The sequence below is a fragment of the Hymenobacter daecheongensis DSM 21074 genome, from assembly GCF_900141805.1.
Taxonomy (GTDB): Bacteria; Bacteroidota; Bacteroidia; order Cytophagales; family Hymenobacteraceae; genus Hymenobacter; species Hymenobacter daecheongensis.
Genome location: NZ_FQYN01000002.1, coordinates 584,592 through 602,167, shown reverse-complemented (window position 1 = coordinate 602,167; position 17,576 = coordinate 584,592). Strand labels below are relative to the sequence as shown.

General features: G+C 57.8%; 17 protein-coding genes, 3 tRNA genes and 1 riboswitch. Of the genes, 14 read left to right on the top strand and 6 right to left on the bottom strand.

Annotated elements, in window-relative coordinates; genetic code table 11:
- Positions 1-126: 126 nt before the first annotated feature.
- A riboswitch (cobalamin riboswitch) is annotated at positions 127-356 on the bottom strand.
- A gap of 203 nt (positions 357-559) precedes the next feature.
- A complete protein-coding gene (locus BUB62_RS05510) occupies positions 560-1,159 on the top strand; it encodes a DNA-3-methyladenine glycosylase (RefSeq protein WP_073107168.1) in 600 nt (199 codons plus the stop codon).
- 109 nt (positions 1,160-1,268) lie between these two features.
- Here BUB62_RS05510 and BUB62_RS05505 read toward each other — a convergent pair whose 3' ends face one another.
- The gene (locus BUB62_RS05505) at positions 1,269-2,468 is read right to left on the bottom strand and encodes a class I SAM-dependent methyltransferase (protein WP_073107166.1); all 1,200 of its coding nucleotides are present in this window, start codon (positions 2,466-2,468) and stop codon (positions 1,269-1,271) included.
- A 33-nt stretch (positions 2,469-2,501) separates the two neighbouring features.
- The gene (locus tag BUB62_RS05500) at positions 2,502-3,062 is read right to left on the bottom strand and encodes a hypothetical protein (protein ID WP_073107163.1); all 561 of its coding nucleotides are present in this window, start codon (positions 3,060-3,062) and stop codon (positions 2,502-2,504) included.
- Between the two features lie 222 nt (positions 3,063-3,284).
- Here BUB62_RS05500 and BUB62_RS05495 point away from each other — a divergent pair, with 222 nt between their 5' ends.
- Both BUB62_RS05495 and ahcY read left to right on the top strand, forming a co-directional pair.
- Positions 3,285-4,034: a DUF4397 domain-containing protein gene (locus BUB62_RS05495; RefSeq protein WP_084538842.1), complete on the top strand. Its 750-nt coding sequence runs from the start codon at positions 3,285-3,287 to the stop codon at positions 4,032-4,034.
- 124 nt (positions 4,035-4,158) lie between these two features.
- Positions 4,159-5,478, top strand: a complete 1,320-nt coding sequence (ahcY, locus tag BUB62_RS05490; protein ID WP_073107159.1) for an adenosylhomocysteinase — start codon at positions 4,159-4,161, stop codon at positions 5,476-5,478.
- Positions 5,479-5,534: 56 nt separating this feature from the next.
- Here the strand turns inward: ahcY and BUB62_RS05485 are convergent, their stop codons facing one another.
- Positions 5,535-6,191 carry a class I SAM-dependent methyltransferase gene (locus BUB62_RS05485; protein ID WP_073107156.1) on the bottom strand — a complete coding sequence of 219 codons (657 nt, stop codon included), beginning with the start codon at positions 6,189-6,191 and terminating at the stop codon, positions 5,535-5,537.
- Positions 6,192-6,506: 315 nt separating this feature from the next.
- On the opposite strand from BUB62_RS05485, the gene BUB62_RS05480 reads away from it, so the two are divergent.
- The 7 genes from BUB62_RS05480 (at position 6,507) to nadD (ending at position 11,850) form a co-directional block, all read left to right on the top strand.
- A complete protein-coding gene (locus tag BUB62_RS05480) occupies positions 6,507-7,280 on the top strand; it encodes a glycosyltransferase family 2 protein (RefSeq protein ID WP_073107153.1) in 774 nt (257 codons plus the stop codon).
- Positions 7,277-8,317 (top strand): glycosyltransferase family 9 protein, encoded by a 1,041-nt coding sequence (locus tag BUB62_RS05475; protein WP_073107151.1) that lies wholly within the window; start codon positions 7,277-7,279, stop codon positions 8,315-8,317. The genes BUB62_RS05480 and BUB62_RS05475 overlap by 4 nt, the downstream gene beginning before the upstream one ends.
- 27 nt (positions 8,318-8,344) lie before the next feature.
- Positions 8,345-9,640, top strand: coding sequence for an O-antigen ligase family protein (locus BUB62_RS05470; RefSeq protein ID WP_084538841.1), 1,296 nt, complete (start codon positions 8,345-8,347; stop codon positions 9,638-9,640).
- A 68-nt stretch (positions 9,641-9,708) separates the two neighbouring features.
- Positions 9,709-10,347, top strand: coding sequence for a sigma-70 family RNA polymerase sigma factor (locus BUB62_RS05465; protein ID WP_073107143.1), 639 nt, complete (start codon positions 9,709-9,711; stop codon positions 10,345-10,347).
- Positions 10,348-10,375: 28 nt separating this feature from the next.
- Positions 10,376-10,663 (top strand): hypothetical protein, encoded by a 288-nt coding sequence (locus tag BUB62_RS05460; protein ID WP_143164039.1) that lies wholly within the window; start codon positions 10,376-10,378, stop codon positions 10,661-10,663.
- Positions 10,664-10,672: 9 nt separating this feature from the next.
- Positions 10,673-11,257 carry a guanylate kinase gene (gmk, locus tag BUB62_RS05455; protein WP_073107138.1) on the top strand — a complete coding sequence of 195 codons (585 nt, stop codon included), beginning with the start codon at positions 10,673-10,675 and terminating at the stop codon, positions 11,255-11,257.
- A complete protein-coding gene (gene nadD / locus BUB62_RS05450) occupies positions 11,254-11,850 on the top strand; it encodes a nicotinate (nicotinamide) nucleotide adenylyltransferase (RefSeq protein WP_073107135.1) in 597 nt (198 codons plus the stop codon). The genes gmk and nadD overlap by 4 nt, the downstream gene beginning before the upstream one ends.
- A gap of 172 nt (positions 11,851-12,022) precedes the next feature.
- Here the strand turns inward: nadD and frr are convergent, their stop codons facing one another.
- The 3 genes from frr to BUB62_RS05435 form a co-directional block, all read right to left on the bottom strand.
- A complete protein-coding gene (gene frr / locus BUB62_RS05445) occupies positions 12,023-12,586 on the bottom strand; it encodes a ribosome recycling factor (protein WP_073107132.1) in 564 nt (187 codons plus the stop codon).
- A 91-nt stretch (positions 12,587-12,677) separates the two neighbouring features.
- The gene (gene pyrH, locus BUB62_RS05440; protein ID WP_073107128.1) at positions 12,678-13,466 is read right to left on the bottom strand and encodes a UMP kinase; all 789 of its coding nucleotides are present in this window, start codon (positions 13,464-13,466) and stop codon (positions 12,678-12,680) included.
- A gap of 102 nt (positions 13,467-13,568) precedes the next feature.
- Positions 13,569-14,072, bottom strand: a complete 504-nt coding sequence (locus tag BUB62_RS05435; RefSeq protein WP_073107125.1) for an acyl-CoA carboxylase biotin carboxyl carrier protein subunit — start codon at positions 14,070-14,072, stop codon at positions 13,569-13,571.
- Between the two features lie 98 nt (positions 14,073-14,170).
- Here BUB62_RS05435 and BUB62_RS05430 point away from each other — a divergent pair, with 98 nt between their 5' ends.
- The 4 genes from BUB62_RS05430 (at position 14,171) to BUB62_RS05415 (ending at position 17,440) form a co-directional block, all read left to right on the top strand.
- A complete protein-coding gene (locus BUB62_RS05430; RefSeq protein WP_073107354.1) occupies positions 14,171-16,771 on the top strand; it encodes a M1 family aminopeptidase in 2,601 nt (866 codons plus the stop codon).
- A 254-nt stretch (positions 16,772-17,025) separates the two neighbouring features.
- Positions 17,026-17,105: transfer RNA gene (locus BUB62_RS05425), tRNA-Tyr, on the top strand.
- Positions 17,106-17,192: 87 nt separating this feature from the next.
- Positions 17,193-17,265, top strand: a tRNA-Gly gene (locus BUB62_RS05420).
- Between the two features lie 103 nt (positions 17,266-17,368).
- Positions 17,369-17,440: transfer RNA gene (locus tag BUB62_RS05415), tRNA-Thr, on the top strand.
- The last annotated feature ends 136 nt before the right edge of the window (positions 17,441-17,576 follow it).

Below are 17,576 nucleotides of genomic sequence, written 5' to 3'. Positions count from 1 at the left end.
GTTCAGAACTCCACGCTGGCTTCCCCGAAGGAAAAGCTGCCGCGAAGCCGAGGCCGAAAACAGAGATATCAGCCACCCGAAGGTGGCCACTGCCATCATTCTCCGCCTTTCCTCCGAAGGCGCTGAACACTAAAAAGCGTATAGGCAGGTCTCCTGGCTTGCTTCGGGTGGGCCGCCTTCCCATTTCTCCGGCTCCCTGGCTTGGCAGAAAGCTTTCACAGAAACAGTGGCTGGGGGATGGGCCCACCGGGTAACGGAAGCGTACAGTTGCGGGGACAGCTCCGGAGTTGAACCGGATTCCCTTTTCAGCCTCGCCCCCCAATCGGGGTCCGGCCACCTATAACGAGGGCAAAGATAGGGTTGATTTGCTGATTTTATGATGTGCTGATGTGTTGATAGCTATCTGAGCACCTGCAGAAGTCATCGGCATTGTATGCGTACGAGCTATATCGCACGAGCACAAAGTGGCTTTTGCCGGTCAGTACGGCCGATCCATCGTAAAAGCAGTACATCAAAGAATCAGCACATTAGCACATCATAAAATCAGTACATTAAAAAAATGAAGCTTCCCGCCGCCTTTTACCAGCGTTCCGATGTAGTGCAGATTGCCCGCGAGCTGCTGGGAAAGTATCTGTTTACCAACATAAATGGCGTGCTTACCGGCGGCCGCATCGTGGAAACGGAGGCGTATGCGCATATTAATGACCTGGCGTGTCACTCGCACCTGGGGCGCTATACCAGCCGCACGAAGGTGATGTATGAGGCCGGCGGGGTGGCCTATTGCTACCTTATATACGGCCGCTACACGCTTTTCAACATCATCACCAACGTAGCCGGCAAAGCCGATGCCGTCCTGATTCGGGGCCTGGAGCCCACTGAGGGCATCCCGGAAATGCTGCTCCGCCGTGGTCTGACCGCGCCGGCCCGCAACCTCAGCGCCGGCCCCGGCCTGCTCACGCAAGCGCTGGGCATCACAACCAAGCATTACGGCACCGACCTTAGCGGCAATCTAATCTGGATAGAAGACCACCAAAAACCTGTTCCCGACGACCTTATCCTGACTTCTCCCCGCGTCGGCATCGACTACGCCGGCCCCGATGCCGCCCTGCCCTGGCGCTTCCGCCTGCAAGGCAGCCCCTGGACAAGCCCGGCGAAGTAGTGAGATAGTGAAATGGTGAGATAGTGAGTTTGATGTTCTGGCTGCGCAATACGCGCATTTGGCGCATTTGGAGCAAGCAAAACATCAAACTCACTATCTCACCATTTCACTATCTCACTACTTTTTCACACACCAGCACTACCATGCGGTTGCGTAGGTCGGTAGTGGCGAAGAGGTAAAGGTCGCCGCCTTCGCGGATGCCGGTGTGCTGGCGGAATTCGGCCACGGTATCGGGAAAGTTGCGGGTGGTGACGTGGGCGCGGGCCTCGGGGCCGAGGTGGGCGCGCAGGGCTTTGCGGTCATACTTCTCGGCGGCTATGATGCGAAAAATGCGGCCCGGAAAGTCCGCCCGCAGTGTGTCCGACATGTAGAGGTGACTGTGCTGGTGCAGCTTCAGCAGCTCAAACGCCGTACCCACGCTGCGGAAGCCGCCGGCTTTGAGCACGGCCACGTTAGGCTCATACAGGTAGCCCTGCGGCAGCGGCTCGGCGTAGCGGGCCACGGCGCGGGTTTCACGGGCTTTATTCAGCCGAAATTCCTGCTGCTGGCCGTTGCGAAGCAGGTTTATGGTGTAGCGCTCCGGGTCCACGGCGGGCTCGGGGCCCAGCTCATACAGCACCTCCTTGCACTCATTATCGACGGCCAGCACCCACAGCCGCCGGACCTGCTTCAGCTCCAGCAACGCCTGCTCGATGTCGAGCATGGGCGAGGTTTTGAGCAGCACGCGGTTGGCTTTGTGCAGCAGCAGCGGCAGCAGGCGTAGCACGTCGGGCTCGCAGTCCTGCAGCCGGTAGATCTTGCGGTCGGCGGTGTCACGGCGGGCGGGGTCGAGGTAAATCCAGTCGAAAGTATCGGGCGTGCTTTTCAGGAATTGCAGCGCATCGGCGGCGTGACACTGCACGTTGCCGATGCCCAACTGGGCCAGATTATAGCGTACCACCGCCACCAGAGCCGGGTCGCGCTCCACGTAGTGCACCTCCGGAATGCGGCTAGCGAAGCAGGACGCGTCGACGCCAAAGCCGCCTGTCAGGTCGGCCAGGCGCTGCCCGTTCACCAGACTGGCCTTAAAAGCGGCCGTGCGGGCCGAGGAGGCCTGCTCGACCGACAAAGCCGGCGGAAAAATAAGGTCGGGGTTGTCGGCCCAGGCGGGCAGCTTGGTGCGGGCTTTCTGGCGGGCCTGAATCTGGCGCACCAGGTCGGGCACGGGCAGGCCCGGATAGCGGCGGGCCTGCAGAGCCAGCTGAGCGGGGTCGTCGTGCAGATGCTCGGCAACGTATTGCCGGGCCGCTGCCGGCAGCGGATATTCCATGAAAGAAGCGTACGAAAAAAAACGCCGGCCGGCTTACCGCAGGCTCCAGCGCAGGGCCAGCAAGGGCTGACCGCCGGCCGCAGCCGTCAGGCCGATAGCGGAAGGAGCCAGCCGCCGCAGCCCACCTACATGGGCCGACGACAGCCCGGCATTGTACTCACCCACGGCCCGCTGAAAATGGTCGTTGGTGTGGCGCGAGATAAAGGCGTTGGACAGCAGGCTGAACGCCGCTACCCCAATGGCAATCTTCTGGGTGTTGTTGAAATACTGCTGCTCGCCGGAGCCAGCCAGCACCTGCTGACTGTATACGCCCACGGTGCTCACGAAAAGCACTCGTTCGGTCAGAAATAGCCATTTCTGCCGCCGGTAGCGGTTCAGGCTGGCAATGGCCTCCGTATTACCGGCCAAATAAGGCCGCAGGCGCTGCCCGAAGAACCCGGCATTTTCATACTTGGCATTGGGTGCTGGCCGCGTGGTGAAGTAGAAATTCTTCTGCGGGCCGCTCTCCCGCCGGTCTTCGTCCTCGGGGCTGAGCTGAATAAGCGGTTTTGCGGGAGCCTGTTGGGAATGGGCCGCACCAAAAGCAAGCAGCAAAGGCAATAAGAAAACGAAACAACGGCGCATAAGGCAGGAAACGAAGAAAATGGAGCGGCAGCGAACAGCCAAAGATACGGGAGTATATAGCACCATAGCAATGCGTTGATCGAAGGAAAAGTGCAATTGGTCGGGAAAAACTTCTGCCCGGCCATCCAACAAAACCCGCTGGGCTTACGTTCTGAGCCCAGTTCACTTTGTCTTTACCCCCATTTCTGACGTATGAAAACTCTCGCAACTGCTCTACGCCGCACCCTAGTGCTAACTGCTTTGCCCGCTGTGCTAGCCTTCGCCGGGTGTGGTAAAGACGATGATCCGGTGGTGACACCAGCGCCCGAACAAGGCCGCGTCAGTGCCTTCCATATGGCGGCCAGTGCCAATGTCGGCGTGAAAGTGCTGGTTGATGATGTGGACAAGGCCACGCTCACGTATGGCCAGAACTCGGGCTATCAGGGTATCAACACCGGCGCTCATACCCTGAAAGTAAATGTGGCCTCCTCGGGTGCCAATGCCCTGACGCAGGCCCTGACCGTGGAAAAGGACAAGAGCTATTCGTATTTCGCCTACGCCAATGCCCCTACCACGGTAGCTGGGCTGCTGATTCCGGACGATTTGACGGCCCCCTCGGCCGGTAAAGCCAAAATTCGTTTCGTGCATCTGGGCCAAGGCTCCCTGACGCCGCTCAAGCTTTCTACCACCGTTGCATCGGTAGCCGATATTGCCAACACGGAGACGCAGTTCGCTAACGCCTCTTCTTTCGTAGAGATTCTGCCCGGCTCCTACAACATAGCTGTTACCAGCGGCCCGGCTTCGGTAGTAGTTACCAACGTGGGTGACGGCAGCGGCTCGGGTACAGTAGCCAACAAGACGTACGAATCTGGTAAGATCTATACCGTAGTGCTGCGCGGTATCACGGGCGCACTCGTAGATCCTGCGCTGCAGCCCAAAGCAGTCTTGATTCAAAACAACTAGTATTCTTCGCGCCGCACCAAAATCAGCGAAAGCCTGAACCTACTCGGTTCGGGCTTTTTTGCGCCCCGCCCGCAGCGAACAAAACCTGTATCTTTGCAGTTGATTCGCAAACATCCTCTGTATCATGGTTGAGACCAAGACCACGGCTTACGTTCCGTACAAAGTAAAAGACATGTCGCTGGCCGAGTGGGGCCGCAAGGAAATCCGGCTGGCTGAGGCGGAAATGCCCGGCCTGATGGCCCTGCGCGACGAGTTCGGCGCTTCGCAGCCGCTGAAGGGTGCCCGCATTGCCGGCTGCCTGCACATGACCATCCAGACGGCCGTCCTCATCGAAACGCTCATCGCGCTGGGTGCTGACGTAACGTGGTCGTCGTGCAACATCTTCTCGACTCAGGACCACGCCGCCGCCGCCATTGCGGCCGCCGGCATTCCGGTATATGCCTGGAAAGGCATGAACGAGAAGGAATTCAACTGGTGCATCGAGCAGACGCTGTTTTTCGGCGAAGACCGGCAGCCACTGAACATGATTCTGGACGACGGCGGCGACCTGACCAACATGGTGCTGGATCAGTTCCCGGAGCTGGCCGCGGGCATCAAAGGCATTTCGGAGGAAACCACGACCGGCGTACTGCGCCTGCTGGACCGCGTGAAAAACGGGTCCCTCCTCATGCCGGCCTTCAACATCAACGACTCGGTTACCAAGTCGAAGTTCGATAACAAGTACGGCTGCAAAGAGTCGGCCGTGGATGCTATCCGCCGGGCTACCGACGTGATGATGGCCGGCAAGATTGCCGTAGTGGCTGGCTACGGCGACGTAGGAAAAGGCACCGCTGCCTCACTGCGTGGGGCTGGTGCCCGCGTCATCGTCACGGAAATTGACCCGATCTGCGCCCTGCAGGCCGCTATGGACGGCTACGCGGTGAAGAAAATGGCTACTGCCATCAAGGAGGCCGACATCGTGGTAACCGCCACCGGCAACTGCGACATCATCACCGAAGAGCATTTCCGCGCCCTCAAGGACAAAGCCATTGTCTGCAACATCGGCCACTTCGACGATGAAATCGATATGGCGTGGCTGAACGGCAACTACGGCCACACCAAAGACACGGTGAAGCCCCAGGTGGACCTCTACAACATCGACGGCAAGGAAGTCATCATTCTGGCCGAAGGTCGCCTCGTGAACCTGGGCTGCGCTACCGGCCACCCATCATTCGTAATGTCGAACTCCTTCACCAACCAGACGCTCGCGCAGCTGGAGTTGTGGGCGAATTCGGCCAACTACGAGAACAAAGTGTACACGCTGCCCAAGCACCTCGACGAGAAAGTGGCGTACCTGCACCTCGCCAAAATCGGCGTGGAGCTGGACGAGCTGAAGCCTAAGCAGGCCAGCTACATCGGCGTAAAGGTACAAGGTCCGTTTAAGTCGGATGCTTACCGGTACTAGGTCACAGACGTGTGTTTAGCTAATAAAATCCTCTTCTGATTCGTCGGAAGGGGATTTTATTTCTCGGCAACTACCAGAAACTGCTTTCCCATTATCCGCCAAGCCAGCGAAATGTTCAGGTAGGTTTTCACCGTGAGGGAGGTGACAGGCAGATAGCCACCGCTACGAAAGGAAAGAGGAAGAAATTTGTCGATGATTTTGATAATCTTGAACCCTGCGCCATACAAGTGTTCAGCGACGCCCATCTCAGTCAGGATGACAGTATGGTCTGCGAAGTCGAAATATTCCTTATAAGTGTGTCGAAAGTTAGGACCCATAACGACGATGCGCCCGCCTTTCTTCATGCTAGCATACATCCGGCCTAGCAAAGCGGCTACTTGCACCTGAGTGTTTAGATGCTCTAAGAAGTTGGAAATAAATACTGCGTCGAAGTGATTTTGTGGAATATCGACCTCTAGGTTATTGCCTACTTGTATGTTTACATTGGGTGCGGCATGCTTGCGAATGAAGTCTGCTTCTAGATCTATAGTCCATTTTTCGGCGGCTGGTATGGCATTAATAAACTCGCACAAGCCACCAGCTGGGTCCAACACACTTTGTGGACGGTTGAGGTAGCCATTGTAGAGCCATGTAGCTAACTCAGTCCAGACGACTTGCTTTTTGGCTGCATTAGTATTCTGAAATCTATACTGATATATACGATTGTAATTCATTAGTGCTAAGGTGCGAATTGTATGGAAACCAGATTCGGATTACCGTTATTATGAAAAGTGTTACACAAGGTGCAAGTTATGACCACTAATTAGGCCTTTTAGCCGCTGAAGCATCTACAAGAAATTAGTGAACAATGCCCGATCAATACTGCCAAGACCTAAAACTGCATCAAAGTAGGGATATATTTTTGAGTACTCTCCTAATCGTTTTAAATGAAGCAGGAAACGCAAAAGACCTTATGATGAAAAAGCCTTTTCTACTGATATGGAATAGAGATGGTGAGGAGCCTGCGAATGTCGATATTTGCACCCTCTATGCCCGTTCCTCTCTCCGTCGTCATCATCACCTTCAACGAAGAAGCCAACATTGCCCGCTGCCTCGCCGCAGCGCAGGGTGTGGCCGACGAGGTACTGGTAGTGGACAGCTTCTCCACCGACCGCACCGTGGAAATCTGCCGCCAGTTCGGAGTCCGCGTCGTTCAGCACGCCTTTGAGGGTTATGTAGAGCAAAAGAACTATGCTACCGCTGCCGCTCAATATGACCATGTGCTGCAGCTCGATGCTGACGAAGTGCTGACCGAAGAGCTGCGCCAGAGCATCCGGGCCGCCAAAGCCGACTGGCAGCACGCCGGCTACACGCTGGCCCGCCTCACCAATTACTGCGGCACCTGGGTGCGGCACGGCGGCTGGTATCCCGACCGCAAGCTGCGCCTCTACGACCGCCGCCAGGGCCAGTGGCAGGGCCTGCTACTGCACGAGCGCTACGAAGTGGCCGCCGGTCAGAGCGTTGGGAGCCTTGCCGGCGACCTACTCCACTATTCTTACTATTCCGTCGAGCAGCACGTCAGCCAGCTCAACCGCTTTACCAGTATTGCGGCCGCCGAGCTGGCATTGCGCGGCAAGCGGCGCGTCACGCTGTTTCACCTGCTGCTCAAGCCGCTCTGGAAATTCGTGCACGGCTACTTTTTTCGGCTGGGCTTGCTCGATGGTTTCGCGGGGCTGTGCATTGCCGGTATTTCGGCCTGGGGCGTGTTTCTGAAATTCGCCAAGCTGCGCACGCTGCCGGCTATTCCAACTGCTGCCGAATGAGAACATTTCTGGTCAGCCGTACCGATGCCATCGGCGACGTGGTACTCACGCTGCCCGTCTGCGGCCAGCTCAAGCGTATGTTTCCCGGTTGTCGCGTGGTACTGCTGGGGCGCACCTACACCCAGGCCGTAGCCGAAGCATGCCCCTGGATAGACGCTTTTCTGAACTTCGACGACCTGCTGAAGCTGCCTGAAGCGGAGCAGGTAACCATGCTTCGTCAGCAGCAGGCCGAGGCTATTGTCCATGTGTTTCCCAACAAGCAGGTGGCGCGGCTGGCTCAAAAGGCGGGCATTCCAAGCCGTATTGGCACCCGCAACCGCTGGTTTCACTGGCTCACCTGCAACCGGCTGGTGGCGCTCAGCCGGCGCGAATCGCCGCTACACGAGGCGCAGCTGAACCTGGCGCTGCTTCGCCCCTTGGGCCTGACTGTTACGCTGCCCCTGCCGGAAATAGTGCCGCTGGTACGCCTGCAGCCGGCCGCCGTCCTTCCTCCGGACCTAGCTCAGCTGCTGCGGGCCCGGCAACCCGGCCAGCTCAACGTCATTCTGCACCCGCGCAGCCGCGGTAGTGCCCGGGAGTGGGGCCTGGCTCATTTCGGCACTTTGGTGCGGCTGCTGCACCAGGCCGGGCACCGCGTCTTCATCACCGGCACGGCGGCGGAAGGGGAGGAGCTGCGCCCCTGGCTGACGGAGCACGCCGCCGCGCTGGCCGCCAACCTCACCGGCCGGCTTTCGCTGCCGCAGCTGCTTGCCTTCATTGCCGCCGCCGATGGGCTGGTGGCCAATAGCACCGGTCCGCTGCATTTGGCCGCCGCGCTGGGCCGTCATGTCCTGGGCCTGTATCCGCCCATGCGGCCCACGCATCCCGGCCGCTGGGCTCCGCTGGGCCCGCACGCCGAGTACCTGGTTTTCAACCGGCCCGACTGTTCCGATTGCCGCCAGCAGCCGGCTTCCTGCAGCTGTATTAAGGCCATTGAGCCAGCCCAGGTGCTCAGCCGCATTGCGCTCTGGCAGCCCTTGCCGCCGGTAGCATCCTGATTTTTTCTGCTTTATCATTGCTGTAGTATGATGTCAAATTCGCCGGCCAGTGTCTTTCGGCAAGCCTACGCCGATGGCCGCCTGTCGCAATACCTGCTACTGCTGGCCTGTGTGGCGGGCGTAGTGGGCCTGCTGGCGGCCCGGGCCTTGGTGGCCATTAGTCCGCTGGTGGGCGTGGCGGCAGCGCTGGCCAACCCGCAGCTGCGCCAAGCCGTGCCGGGCTGGCTGCGCAGCAGCAGCGTCTGGTTGCTGGCTTTGCTGTATGGCTTATTGCTGCTGAGCGGCTTCTACACTACGGCCTGGGACGTGTGGCGGCACGAGCTGTACCGCCAATTGCCGCTTATCGGGGTGCCGCTGGCCTTCGCTTTGGCCGTCCCGCTGAGTGGCCGGCAGCGGTTTGGGGTCGGCGTGCTGTTCGTAGTGGGGCTGGCCCTTGTTGGCGCGGCCACGCTCGGGCGTTACCTGCTGGATCCGGCCGGGTTCATCAGCCTGATCAACGTGGGCCAGAATCTGCCTTCCATCACCCGCATCTTCCACATTCACTTCAGCATTATGCTGGCCCTGGCCTTCTATTTTGGCCTGCTTTTGAGCCGCAGCCAATGGGCTACGCCAATATGGCGTGGGCTTTTGCTGGCCTCGGCGGCTACGGCGGCCATCGTGCTGCATGTGCTGGCCTATCGCACTGGCTTGCTGGTTTTCTATGTGATGCTGCTGGCTGATGCGGTTTATTTTCTGCTGGTGCGCCGGCAGCTACTCATCAGTCTGGCCCTGCTACTGCTGTTGGCCGGTGGCCCGCTGCTGGCTTACCGGGCATTGCCATCGGTGCGCGAGCGGGTCACAAACACGCTCTACGACATCGAGCAATTCCAGCAAGGCCGCGACCTGAACAACTACTCCGTGGCCAGGCGGCTGGCCGCCTGGGAAACGGCCCGCACCATTGCCACCAACAACCCCTGGCTGGGCGTAGGGGCCGCCGATGCCTACGATGCCATGATGCGGCAGTACGAATATCAGGATTTCGGCATCCGCCCCGAAAATAGGGTGATGATTCATAACCAGTATCTGCACTACCTGATTAGCGGTGGAATCACGGGGGTATTTCTGTGGCTGCTGGTCTTGCTGGGGCCGCTGGCGCAACCCAGCCAGCGCCGCAATCCGTACGTAGGACATTTCCTGCTGATACTGGGCACGGCTATGCTGGTCGATTCGCTGCTGGAGCTGCAGATCGGGTTCAACCTGTTCGTGTTTCTCTACGGCTTCCTGATTGTGGCTACCGAGCGGAGCAGCCAGCCCACGCCGCCAACCCCAGCGCGGGCTGCGTAGTATAATCTGTACATTTGTTTACACGGCTGTCTATATTCGTCCAACGATAGCCGCAATTTCCAGCGTCCATGAGCGACTCCCCCGAACGGGTTCCTAAGTTGAGCAAAGAGGAGAAAGACCGCCGGTTTCAGGCGGAATTAATGCCTGTTCTCGACTCTCTGTACAACTTTGCCTTCCGTCTTACCCTCGATGAAGACGATGCCAACGACCTCGTCCAGGAGACGTACCTGAAGGCCTACCGCTTTTTTGAGTACTTCGAGCAGGGAACCAACGCCAAAGCATGGCTGTTCCGCATCCTGAAAAACTCGTTTATCAACGACTTTCGGAAGAAAAGCAAGCAGCCCGCTAAAGTAGACTACAGCGAAATAGAGGGCTACTACAATACGGAAGACGTGGAGGCCGACGGCGACGCGGGTAGCACTTCGTCGGATATGCGCCAACAGTCCGTGCGCGACCTTATCGGTGATGAGGTGGCCAGCGCTCTGAACTCGCTGCCCGTGGATTTTCGCACCGTCATTATCCTCTGCGACCTGGAAGGGTTCACTTACGAGGAGATGGCCAAAGTGCTGGATATTCCCATCGGAACCGTGCGCTCCCGTCTGCACCGGGCCCGCAACTTCCTGAAGGATAAGCTAGAAAAATACGCAAAATCGATGGGCTATGGTAACGATACCGATGGCACCGATGTTGAGGACGACAACGAATAAAAATCACTGCTTGTAAACCGGCCCGGCTATGGAACACACTACTACTACATCAACCAACCAGAACGCTTCTTCTGCCGAAGGACCTGACTGTGAACGCGTGAACACAATTCTCGACCAGATCATCGTAGGCCAGGAGCCTAGTGCGGATGATGAAACTTACTTCCTGGACCACGCTAAAGACTGCTCGCCGTGCTTCGACAGCATCGATAAGCAGCGCGTCTTCGTGGATTTCTTGGCTGCCAAAGTGGGCCGCAAAGGTGCCCCTGCTACCTTGCCTCAAACTATTTTAGCGCGGCTTCAAGCAGAAATGGCCTAATTTTACCCCATGCAGGGTAAAATCATCGCTTTTTCGGCTCCTTCTGGGGCCGGCAAGACCACCATCGTCCATCGGCTGCTGGATCGTATTCCGGAGCTAAGCTTCTCTATTTCAGCCTGTACGCGCGACAAGCGCGGCCGGACCGAAGCCAACGGGAAGGACTACTACTTCATTTCGGTGCAGGAGTTCCAGGAGAAAATCCGGCACGATGCCTTCGTGGAGTGGGAAGAAGTGTACGAAGGGGCCTTTTACGGCACGCTTAAAGAAGAAATAGAGCGCATCTGGGAAAGCGGCAAGCACGCCGTGCTTGATGTTGACGTGAAGGGCGGCCTCAGCATCAAGGAATTCTACAAGGACCGCGCGCTGGCGGTGTTCGTGAAGCCGCCGTCCCTCGAAATTCTGGAGGAGCGCCTGCGTACCCGCGCCACCGATTCGGCGGCCAGCATCTCGGCCCGGCTCTACAAAGCCAATTTTGAGCTAACCTTTGAAGACCGCTTCGACGTGACCGTCATCAACGATGACCTCGACCACGCCACTGCCCAGGCCGAAAAGCTGGTGCGCGACTTCATTACTGCCGAATCGGCCATTCTGTGAGCCACGAGTCCCGCGCCACGAAGGTGGGCCTGCTATTTGGCTCCTTCAACCCCATTCATACCGGTCACCTTATCCTGGCGCACTTTATGGCCACGCACACCGATCTGGACGCGGTGTGGCTGGTAGTGTCGCCCCAAAGCCCGTTTAAGGTAGGGCAGGAGATGCTGGCCGAGCAGAAACGCTACGAGCTGGTGCAGCTGGCCATTGTCGGCAATGAGCGACTCCGCGCCCTGAACATCGAGTTCGACATGCCCAAGCCCAGCTACACCATCGACACGCTCGATGAGCTGGCCCGCCGCCACCCCGACCATCGTTTTGTGCTGCTCATGGGCGAAGACAACCTGCCCGGCCTGCCGCGCTGGAAACAGGCCGACCGCATCCTGGCCGAGCATGAAGTGTACGTGTACCCGCGGCCCGGCGTAGATGCCACCGACGTAAACGCCCACCCCGGTGTGCGCGTGGTAGATGCCCCGCTGCTCGACATCTCCGCCACCTTTATCCGCGACTGTGTGCGGGCCGGCAAGTCCATCCGCTACCTGGTGCCCGAGCCCGTAGAAGCCCGCATCCTGCGTGATGCCTACTGGCGCGAGTAAACCCACCTGTCATTGCGAGGACGAAGGACGAAGCAATCCGTCCTGGACAATAAGATGAACCTTGATTAAACAGGAAGCCCTGATGTATCGCTACGTCAGGGCTTTCTGTTTGATCAAGGCTTTTTATATTTCAGAGGACGGATTGCTTCGTTCCTCGCAATGACAGCCGAAATCAGATGGTCATGATTTCCACTTCCTTCTTGCTCATCAGGTCGTCTACTTTGCTGATGTAGCTGTCGGTGGTCTTCTGCACTTTGGCTTCGGCATCCTTGATGGCATCTTCGGCGGCGCCGTCTTTGAGCAGCTTGCGGAGCGAATCGTTCACATCCTTGCGAATGCCGCGGATGCGTACTTTGCCCAGCTCGGTTTCGTTTTTCACCTGCTTCACCAGCTCCTTGCGGCGCTCCTGCGTCATGGGCGGAATGTTCAGGCGCACTCCTTCGGCATCCGACTGCGGGTTGAGGCCCAGGTCACTGTTCTTGATGGCTTTCACCACCTCGGCAATGATGTTTTTCTCCCAGGGCTTAATCATCAGCGTGCGGGCATCGGGCGTAGTGATGTTGGCTACCTGCGCAATGGGCGTGGGCGTGCCGTAATAATCCACCCGCAGGCTGTCGAGCATGGCCGGCGAGGCCTTGCCTGCCCGGATGCGGCTCAACTCCGAACCGGTATGTTGCAGCGACTTGCTCATTGACTCTTCAGCCTCGCTCAGGTAAAACTGGATTTCCTCGTCCACTTTGAAAATGTTAAGTGTTGAAAGTTGAGTTTTGAATGTGAAATGATGCTGCGTCTTGAACGTCAAACTCAAGACGTAGCACCTAAAATTTCTACGCTTGCTCCGCTGGCGTATCGAGGGCGGGCTGCAGGCTGCTGTGCTTGGGGTCGAGCAGCGGGGCTGCGGAACTAGCATTCATGGTCACGAGCGTGCCCACTTTCTCGCCATCGATCAGGCGCTGCAGGTTGCCGGGCTTGTTCATATCGAACACGATGATGGGCAGGTTATTCTCCTTGCACAGCGTGAAAGCCGTCATGTCCATCACACTCAGATTCTTCTCCATCACCTCATCGAAGGTGATTTCGGGGTAGCGCACGGCAGTGGGGTCCTTCTCGGGGTCGGCGGTATAGATGCCGTCTACGCGGGTTCCTTTCAGCACCACGTCGGCATCCATCTCAATGGCCCGCAGCGAAGCGGCCGAGTCGGTCGTGAAATACGGGGAGCCGATGCCGGCGCCGAAAATCACCACGCGGCCCTTTTCCAGGTGGCGCAGCGCCCGCCGCCGGATGTACGGCTCGCAGACGCGCTGAATGGTGACACCCGACAGCAGGCGCGTGCTCACGTTGATTTTTTCCAGCGCACTCTGCAGCGCCATCGAATTGATAACGGTGGCCAGCATACCCATATAGTCGCCCTGCACCCGATCGAGGCCGAAGGCTTCGGCCTGCACGCCCCGGAAGATGTTGCCGCCGCCAATCACCACGGCAACCTGCGTGCCGGTGGCCGCGGCCGTCTTGATTTCCTCGGCGTACTGCATCAGGCGCTCGGCATCGATGCCGTATTGTTGCTGGCCCATCAGAGCCTCGCCGCTCAGCTTCAGCAGAATTCGTTTGTACTTCAAGGGGGTGGGGATTAAGCGTGAATCAGAAAGCCAGCTGGCGGACCAGAGTGCGGAAAAGGGCCGGAAAACTGCCTCGTTCCACTCCTGCGCTCTGGCTGAAGATTAATTGAACTGGACGAGAACCTGCCCTTTGGTTACGTTGTCGCGCAGGTTTACCTTAATGGCACCCACGACACCATCGGTCGGTGCTTTTAGGATGTTTTCCATTTTCATGGCCTCCAGCACCAGCAGCGGGTCGCCTTTCAGCACGGCCTGGCCTGGCTCTACCCGAATGGCCACGATAAGGCCCGGCATCGGAGCTTTCAGCTCGTTCACCTTATTGGCGGCCACGTTGCTCATGCCCAGCTTATCAAGCAGCAGATCGAAGCGGTCTTTGGCCTGCAGCTCTACCAGTTGGCCGTTTATCTTCACCTGAAATGCCTTGGCGGCATAGTCGGCGCTGACAACCTCGGCCGAATAGGAGCGGCCCTCCAGCAGAATGTGGTAGCGGCCCTGACCCAGCGCCGCAATGTCCCACGCGAATGGCTCGCCGTCAACCTGGCTGGGGCCCTTGGGCTGATACTCGATATCCCAGTGCTGGTCGGGGGTGGTACGTACCTGTAGCATACTGAATAGGGTCAGGGTGGGCGGAAAAGGGCTTAAAGATAGGCCAAATCTGAAATAATTTCGGAACTTGAGCCTTCAATCCCCTATTGCAGCAATACATGAAATATTCGGTCCTCGGCGTTCTTGGCCTGGTCCTCACCTGCCATTTAACGGCTCCTGCTCAGACAGTTAAAACCAGCAAGCCCACCTCGCAGAAGGCGGCTGCTCACAAGAAAAATACGCCCGTTGCCGAAGCTGCGCCGGCTCAATCTTCCGCCGCTACCATCATCGTTCCGTCGTGGCTGCCGCCTACCAACCCCGTGCAGCCCACCGCCACCATCGTCACCGATGTGCTGGATACCAAGCTGGATGTGAAGTTCGACTGGGCCAAGCAATGGCTGCTCGGCAATGCCCTGCTCACGCTGCGCCCCCACTTCTACCCCCAAAACCAGGTGGTGCTCGATGCCAAGGGCTTCGACGTAAAAAGCGTGCGGGCCGTGATTGGGGGCAAGGAGAAAAACCTCAACTACACCTACGACAAGCGCAAGCTGACCATCAGCCTCGACCGGATGTATGCCCGCAACGAGCAGTATCAGGTGCGCATCAGCTACGTGGCTAAGCCCAACGAGCTGGAGGCTGGCGGCAGCGCGGCTATTACCAGCAGCAAAGGGCTCTACTTTATCAATCCGCTGGGCACCGACAAGAACAAGCCCCGCCAGATCTGGACGCAGGGCGAGACGGAAGCCAATTCCTGCTGGTTTCCGACCATCGACAAGCCCAATCAGCGCATGACCCAGGAAATCACCATGACGGTAGATGGGCGCTACAAAACCCTGTCCAATGGCCTGCTGATTTCCTCCAAGAAGAACGCCGACGGCACCCGCACCGACATCTGGAAGCAGACCCTGCCCGCCGCACCCTACCTGACCATGATGACCGTGGGCGAATTTGCCGTCATCAACGATACCTGGCGCGGCAAAGCCGTCGATTATTACGTGGAGCCCGGCTTTCAGGGCACGGCTAAGGCCGTTTTTGGCAATACCCCGGAAATGCTGGATTTCTTCTCCCGCAAGCTTGGGGTCGATTTTCCGTGGGAAAAGTACGCGCAGGTAGCCGTGCGCGACTTCGTATCGGGGGCTATGGAAAACACCACCGCCACCACCATCCGGCAGGAGTGGGTGCAACTGACCAAGCGCGAATTGCCTGACCAAAGCTACCAGGCCGAAGGAACCATTGCCCACGAAGTCTTTCACCAGTGGTTTGGCGACTACGTGACCAGCGAGTCGTGGTCGAATTTGCCCCTGAACGAATCCTTCGCCGATTATTCGGAGCTGCTCTGGGCCGAGCATAAATACGGCGCCGATGCCGCCGCGCTGGTGCAGCAGCAGAAACTCACCAACTACCTCACCGAAGCCGAGAGCAAGCGCGAGCCTCTTATTCGCTACCACTATGCCACCCGCGAAGACATGTTCGACCGCCACTCCTACGACAAGGGCGGGCGGGTGCTGCACATGCTGCGCAAATACGTCGGCGACGAAGCTTTTTTCGCGTCCCTGAACCGCTACCTGACTCAGAACAAGTTTTCGTCTTCGGAAATAGCCAAGCTGCGACTGGCCTTCGAGGAAACCACCGGCGAAGACCTCATGTGGTTCTTCGATCAGTGGTTTATGCAGCGCGGCCACCCGGAGCTTTACATTTCGCACACCTACACCAACGGCCAGGTGAATCTGCGCGTGGAGCAACGCCAGGATTCTACCTTCACCCCGATATATCGCCTGCCAGTTACCGTATCAGTCTGGACCGGCAACCAGAGCCAGCCGACTGACTACAAGATTGTCGTCACTAAGGCGAATCAGATGTTCACGTTACCCGCTTCGCAGCGCCCTAACCTCGTCAAGTTTGATGCGGAAGGGCAGTTGCTGGCCAAAGTTCAGGAGCAGCGCACCCAGGACGAGCTGCTGTTTCAGTACTACCACGCCCGCAACTACCTGCAGAAGTACGAAGCCATCGACCAGCTGCGCGGTAAGCTCGGCGACCTGGCCGTGAGTGGAATGCTGCGCAATGCCATGAATGACCCGTTTTGGGCCGTGCGCCTGGCCGCCGTCGAGGGTTTCCGCCGCTACAAGGGGCCCGAAGGCAACGCCGTGCGCAAAGAGCTGCGCCGGGCCGCTACTACCGACAAGAAAAGCCAGGTGCGGGCCATGGCCGTCACCACGCTGGGCGCTTTTCTCAACGAGGATTTCAGCGATGTCTATGCTACCGCCCTCAACGACAGCTCCTACTTGGTGGTAGGAGCAGCCATCAACGCGCTGGCCCGCAACCCAAGCATTGGTACCCGCGATGCTCTCAATGCGCTGCAGGATACTCACAGTCCCGTGCTGCTCAACGCATTGTCAAATTACTACTCCCTCAATGGTACTGCCGACCAGTACCAATGGTTTCTGCGCCGCATGAACGACGTATCGGAGGACGAACTGTATACCTACCTGCAGAATTTCGGCCTGCTGATGCAGCGAATGCCCCCCGTAGAGCGCGACAAGGGTATTCAGCGGCTGGAAGCCTACGCCCGTACCCACCCCAACATCACCGTCAAGCTGGGCGCTTACCGCGGGCTCAGCTCGCTCGTGCCCAGCACCGCCACCATGAAGGCTACGCTGCAGGATATTCGGGCCAAAGAGAAGAATGACCAGCTAAAAGCGGCCTACAGCCTGATTCAGTAAAAATTATTTTTGCTGGCACCAGGCAATTCTGCTGAGAGCAACGGCCTCCGTTGTTGCTCCTGAATCAGGCGGTTAGCTACCAAAACCCTTCTGACAAGATGCCGCTGCCGGAAAAATAATTGCAACCTTTTTGACCGTACGCTTGACTTGCATGAGAAACCCTCTAATTTTGCAACTCCTTTAGCAACCCACCCACTTTGGCAGGGCAAGCGAAAAGGAAAATGTTCTGCGCAAAAGGCGGAGAAAAACAAGCTGGGGGTATCGCATAGCGGCAATTGCGGGTGACTGTAACTCACCTCCTTCGGGTTCATAGGTTCGAGTCCTGTTACCCCCACAGCTGAATTGAGAATTGTAGATTAAGGATTAAGAATCGGCTTGGCTGGGTTTTAATCCTTAATCCCCAATTTTCAATTCCGACTACGCGGGAGTAGCTCAGTTGGTAGAGCGGCAGCCTTCCAAGCTGCAGGTCGCGGGTTCGAGCCTCGTCTCCCGCTCTTTTTAACGGCTTTTAGCGGTTGGCTCTTCGCTGTTAGAATTAACAAGTATCTTTGCAGGCCCTGGCAATTTTCTCGCGAATAATGCTTGTGTCAAAAATCAGCCGTTTTAGCTCAGTGGTAGAGCACTTCCTTGGTAAGGAAGAGGTCATGGGTTCAAATCCCATAAATGGCTCACAATTACAGATTACAACGGAGCAGCGCGACTTCCCCGTTCAGATCTGTCACAGGTAAAGCGACGTGCAGTTGACCCCACTAAGCGGCGCTGCGTTTCGCTTTCTTGCGGTATAGTTAAGTCGCGTTTTCTCCTC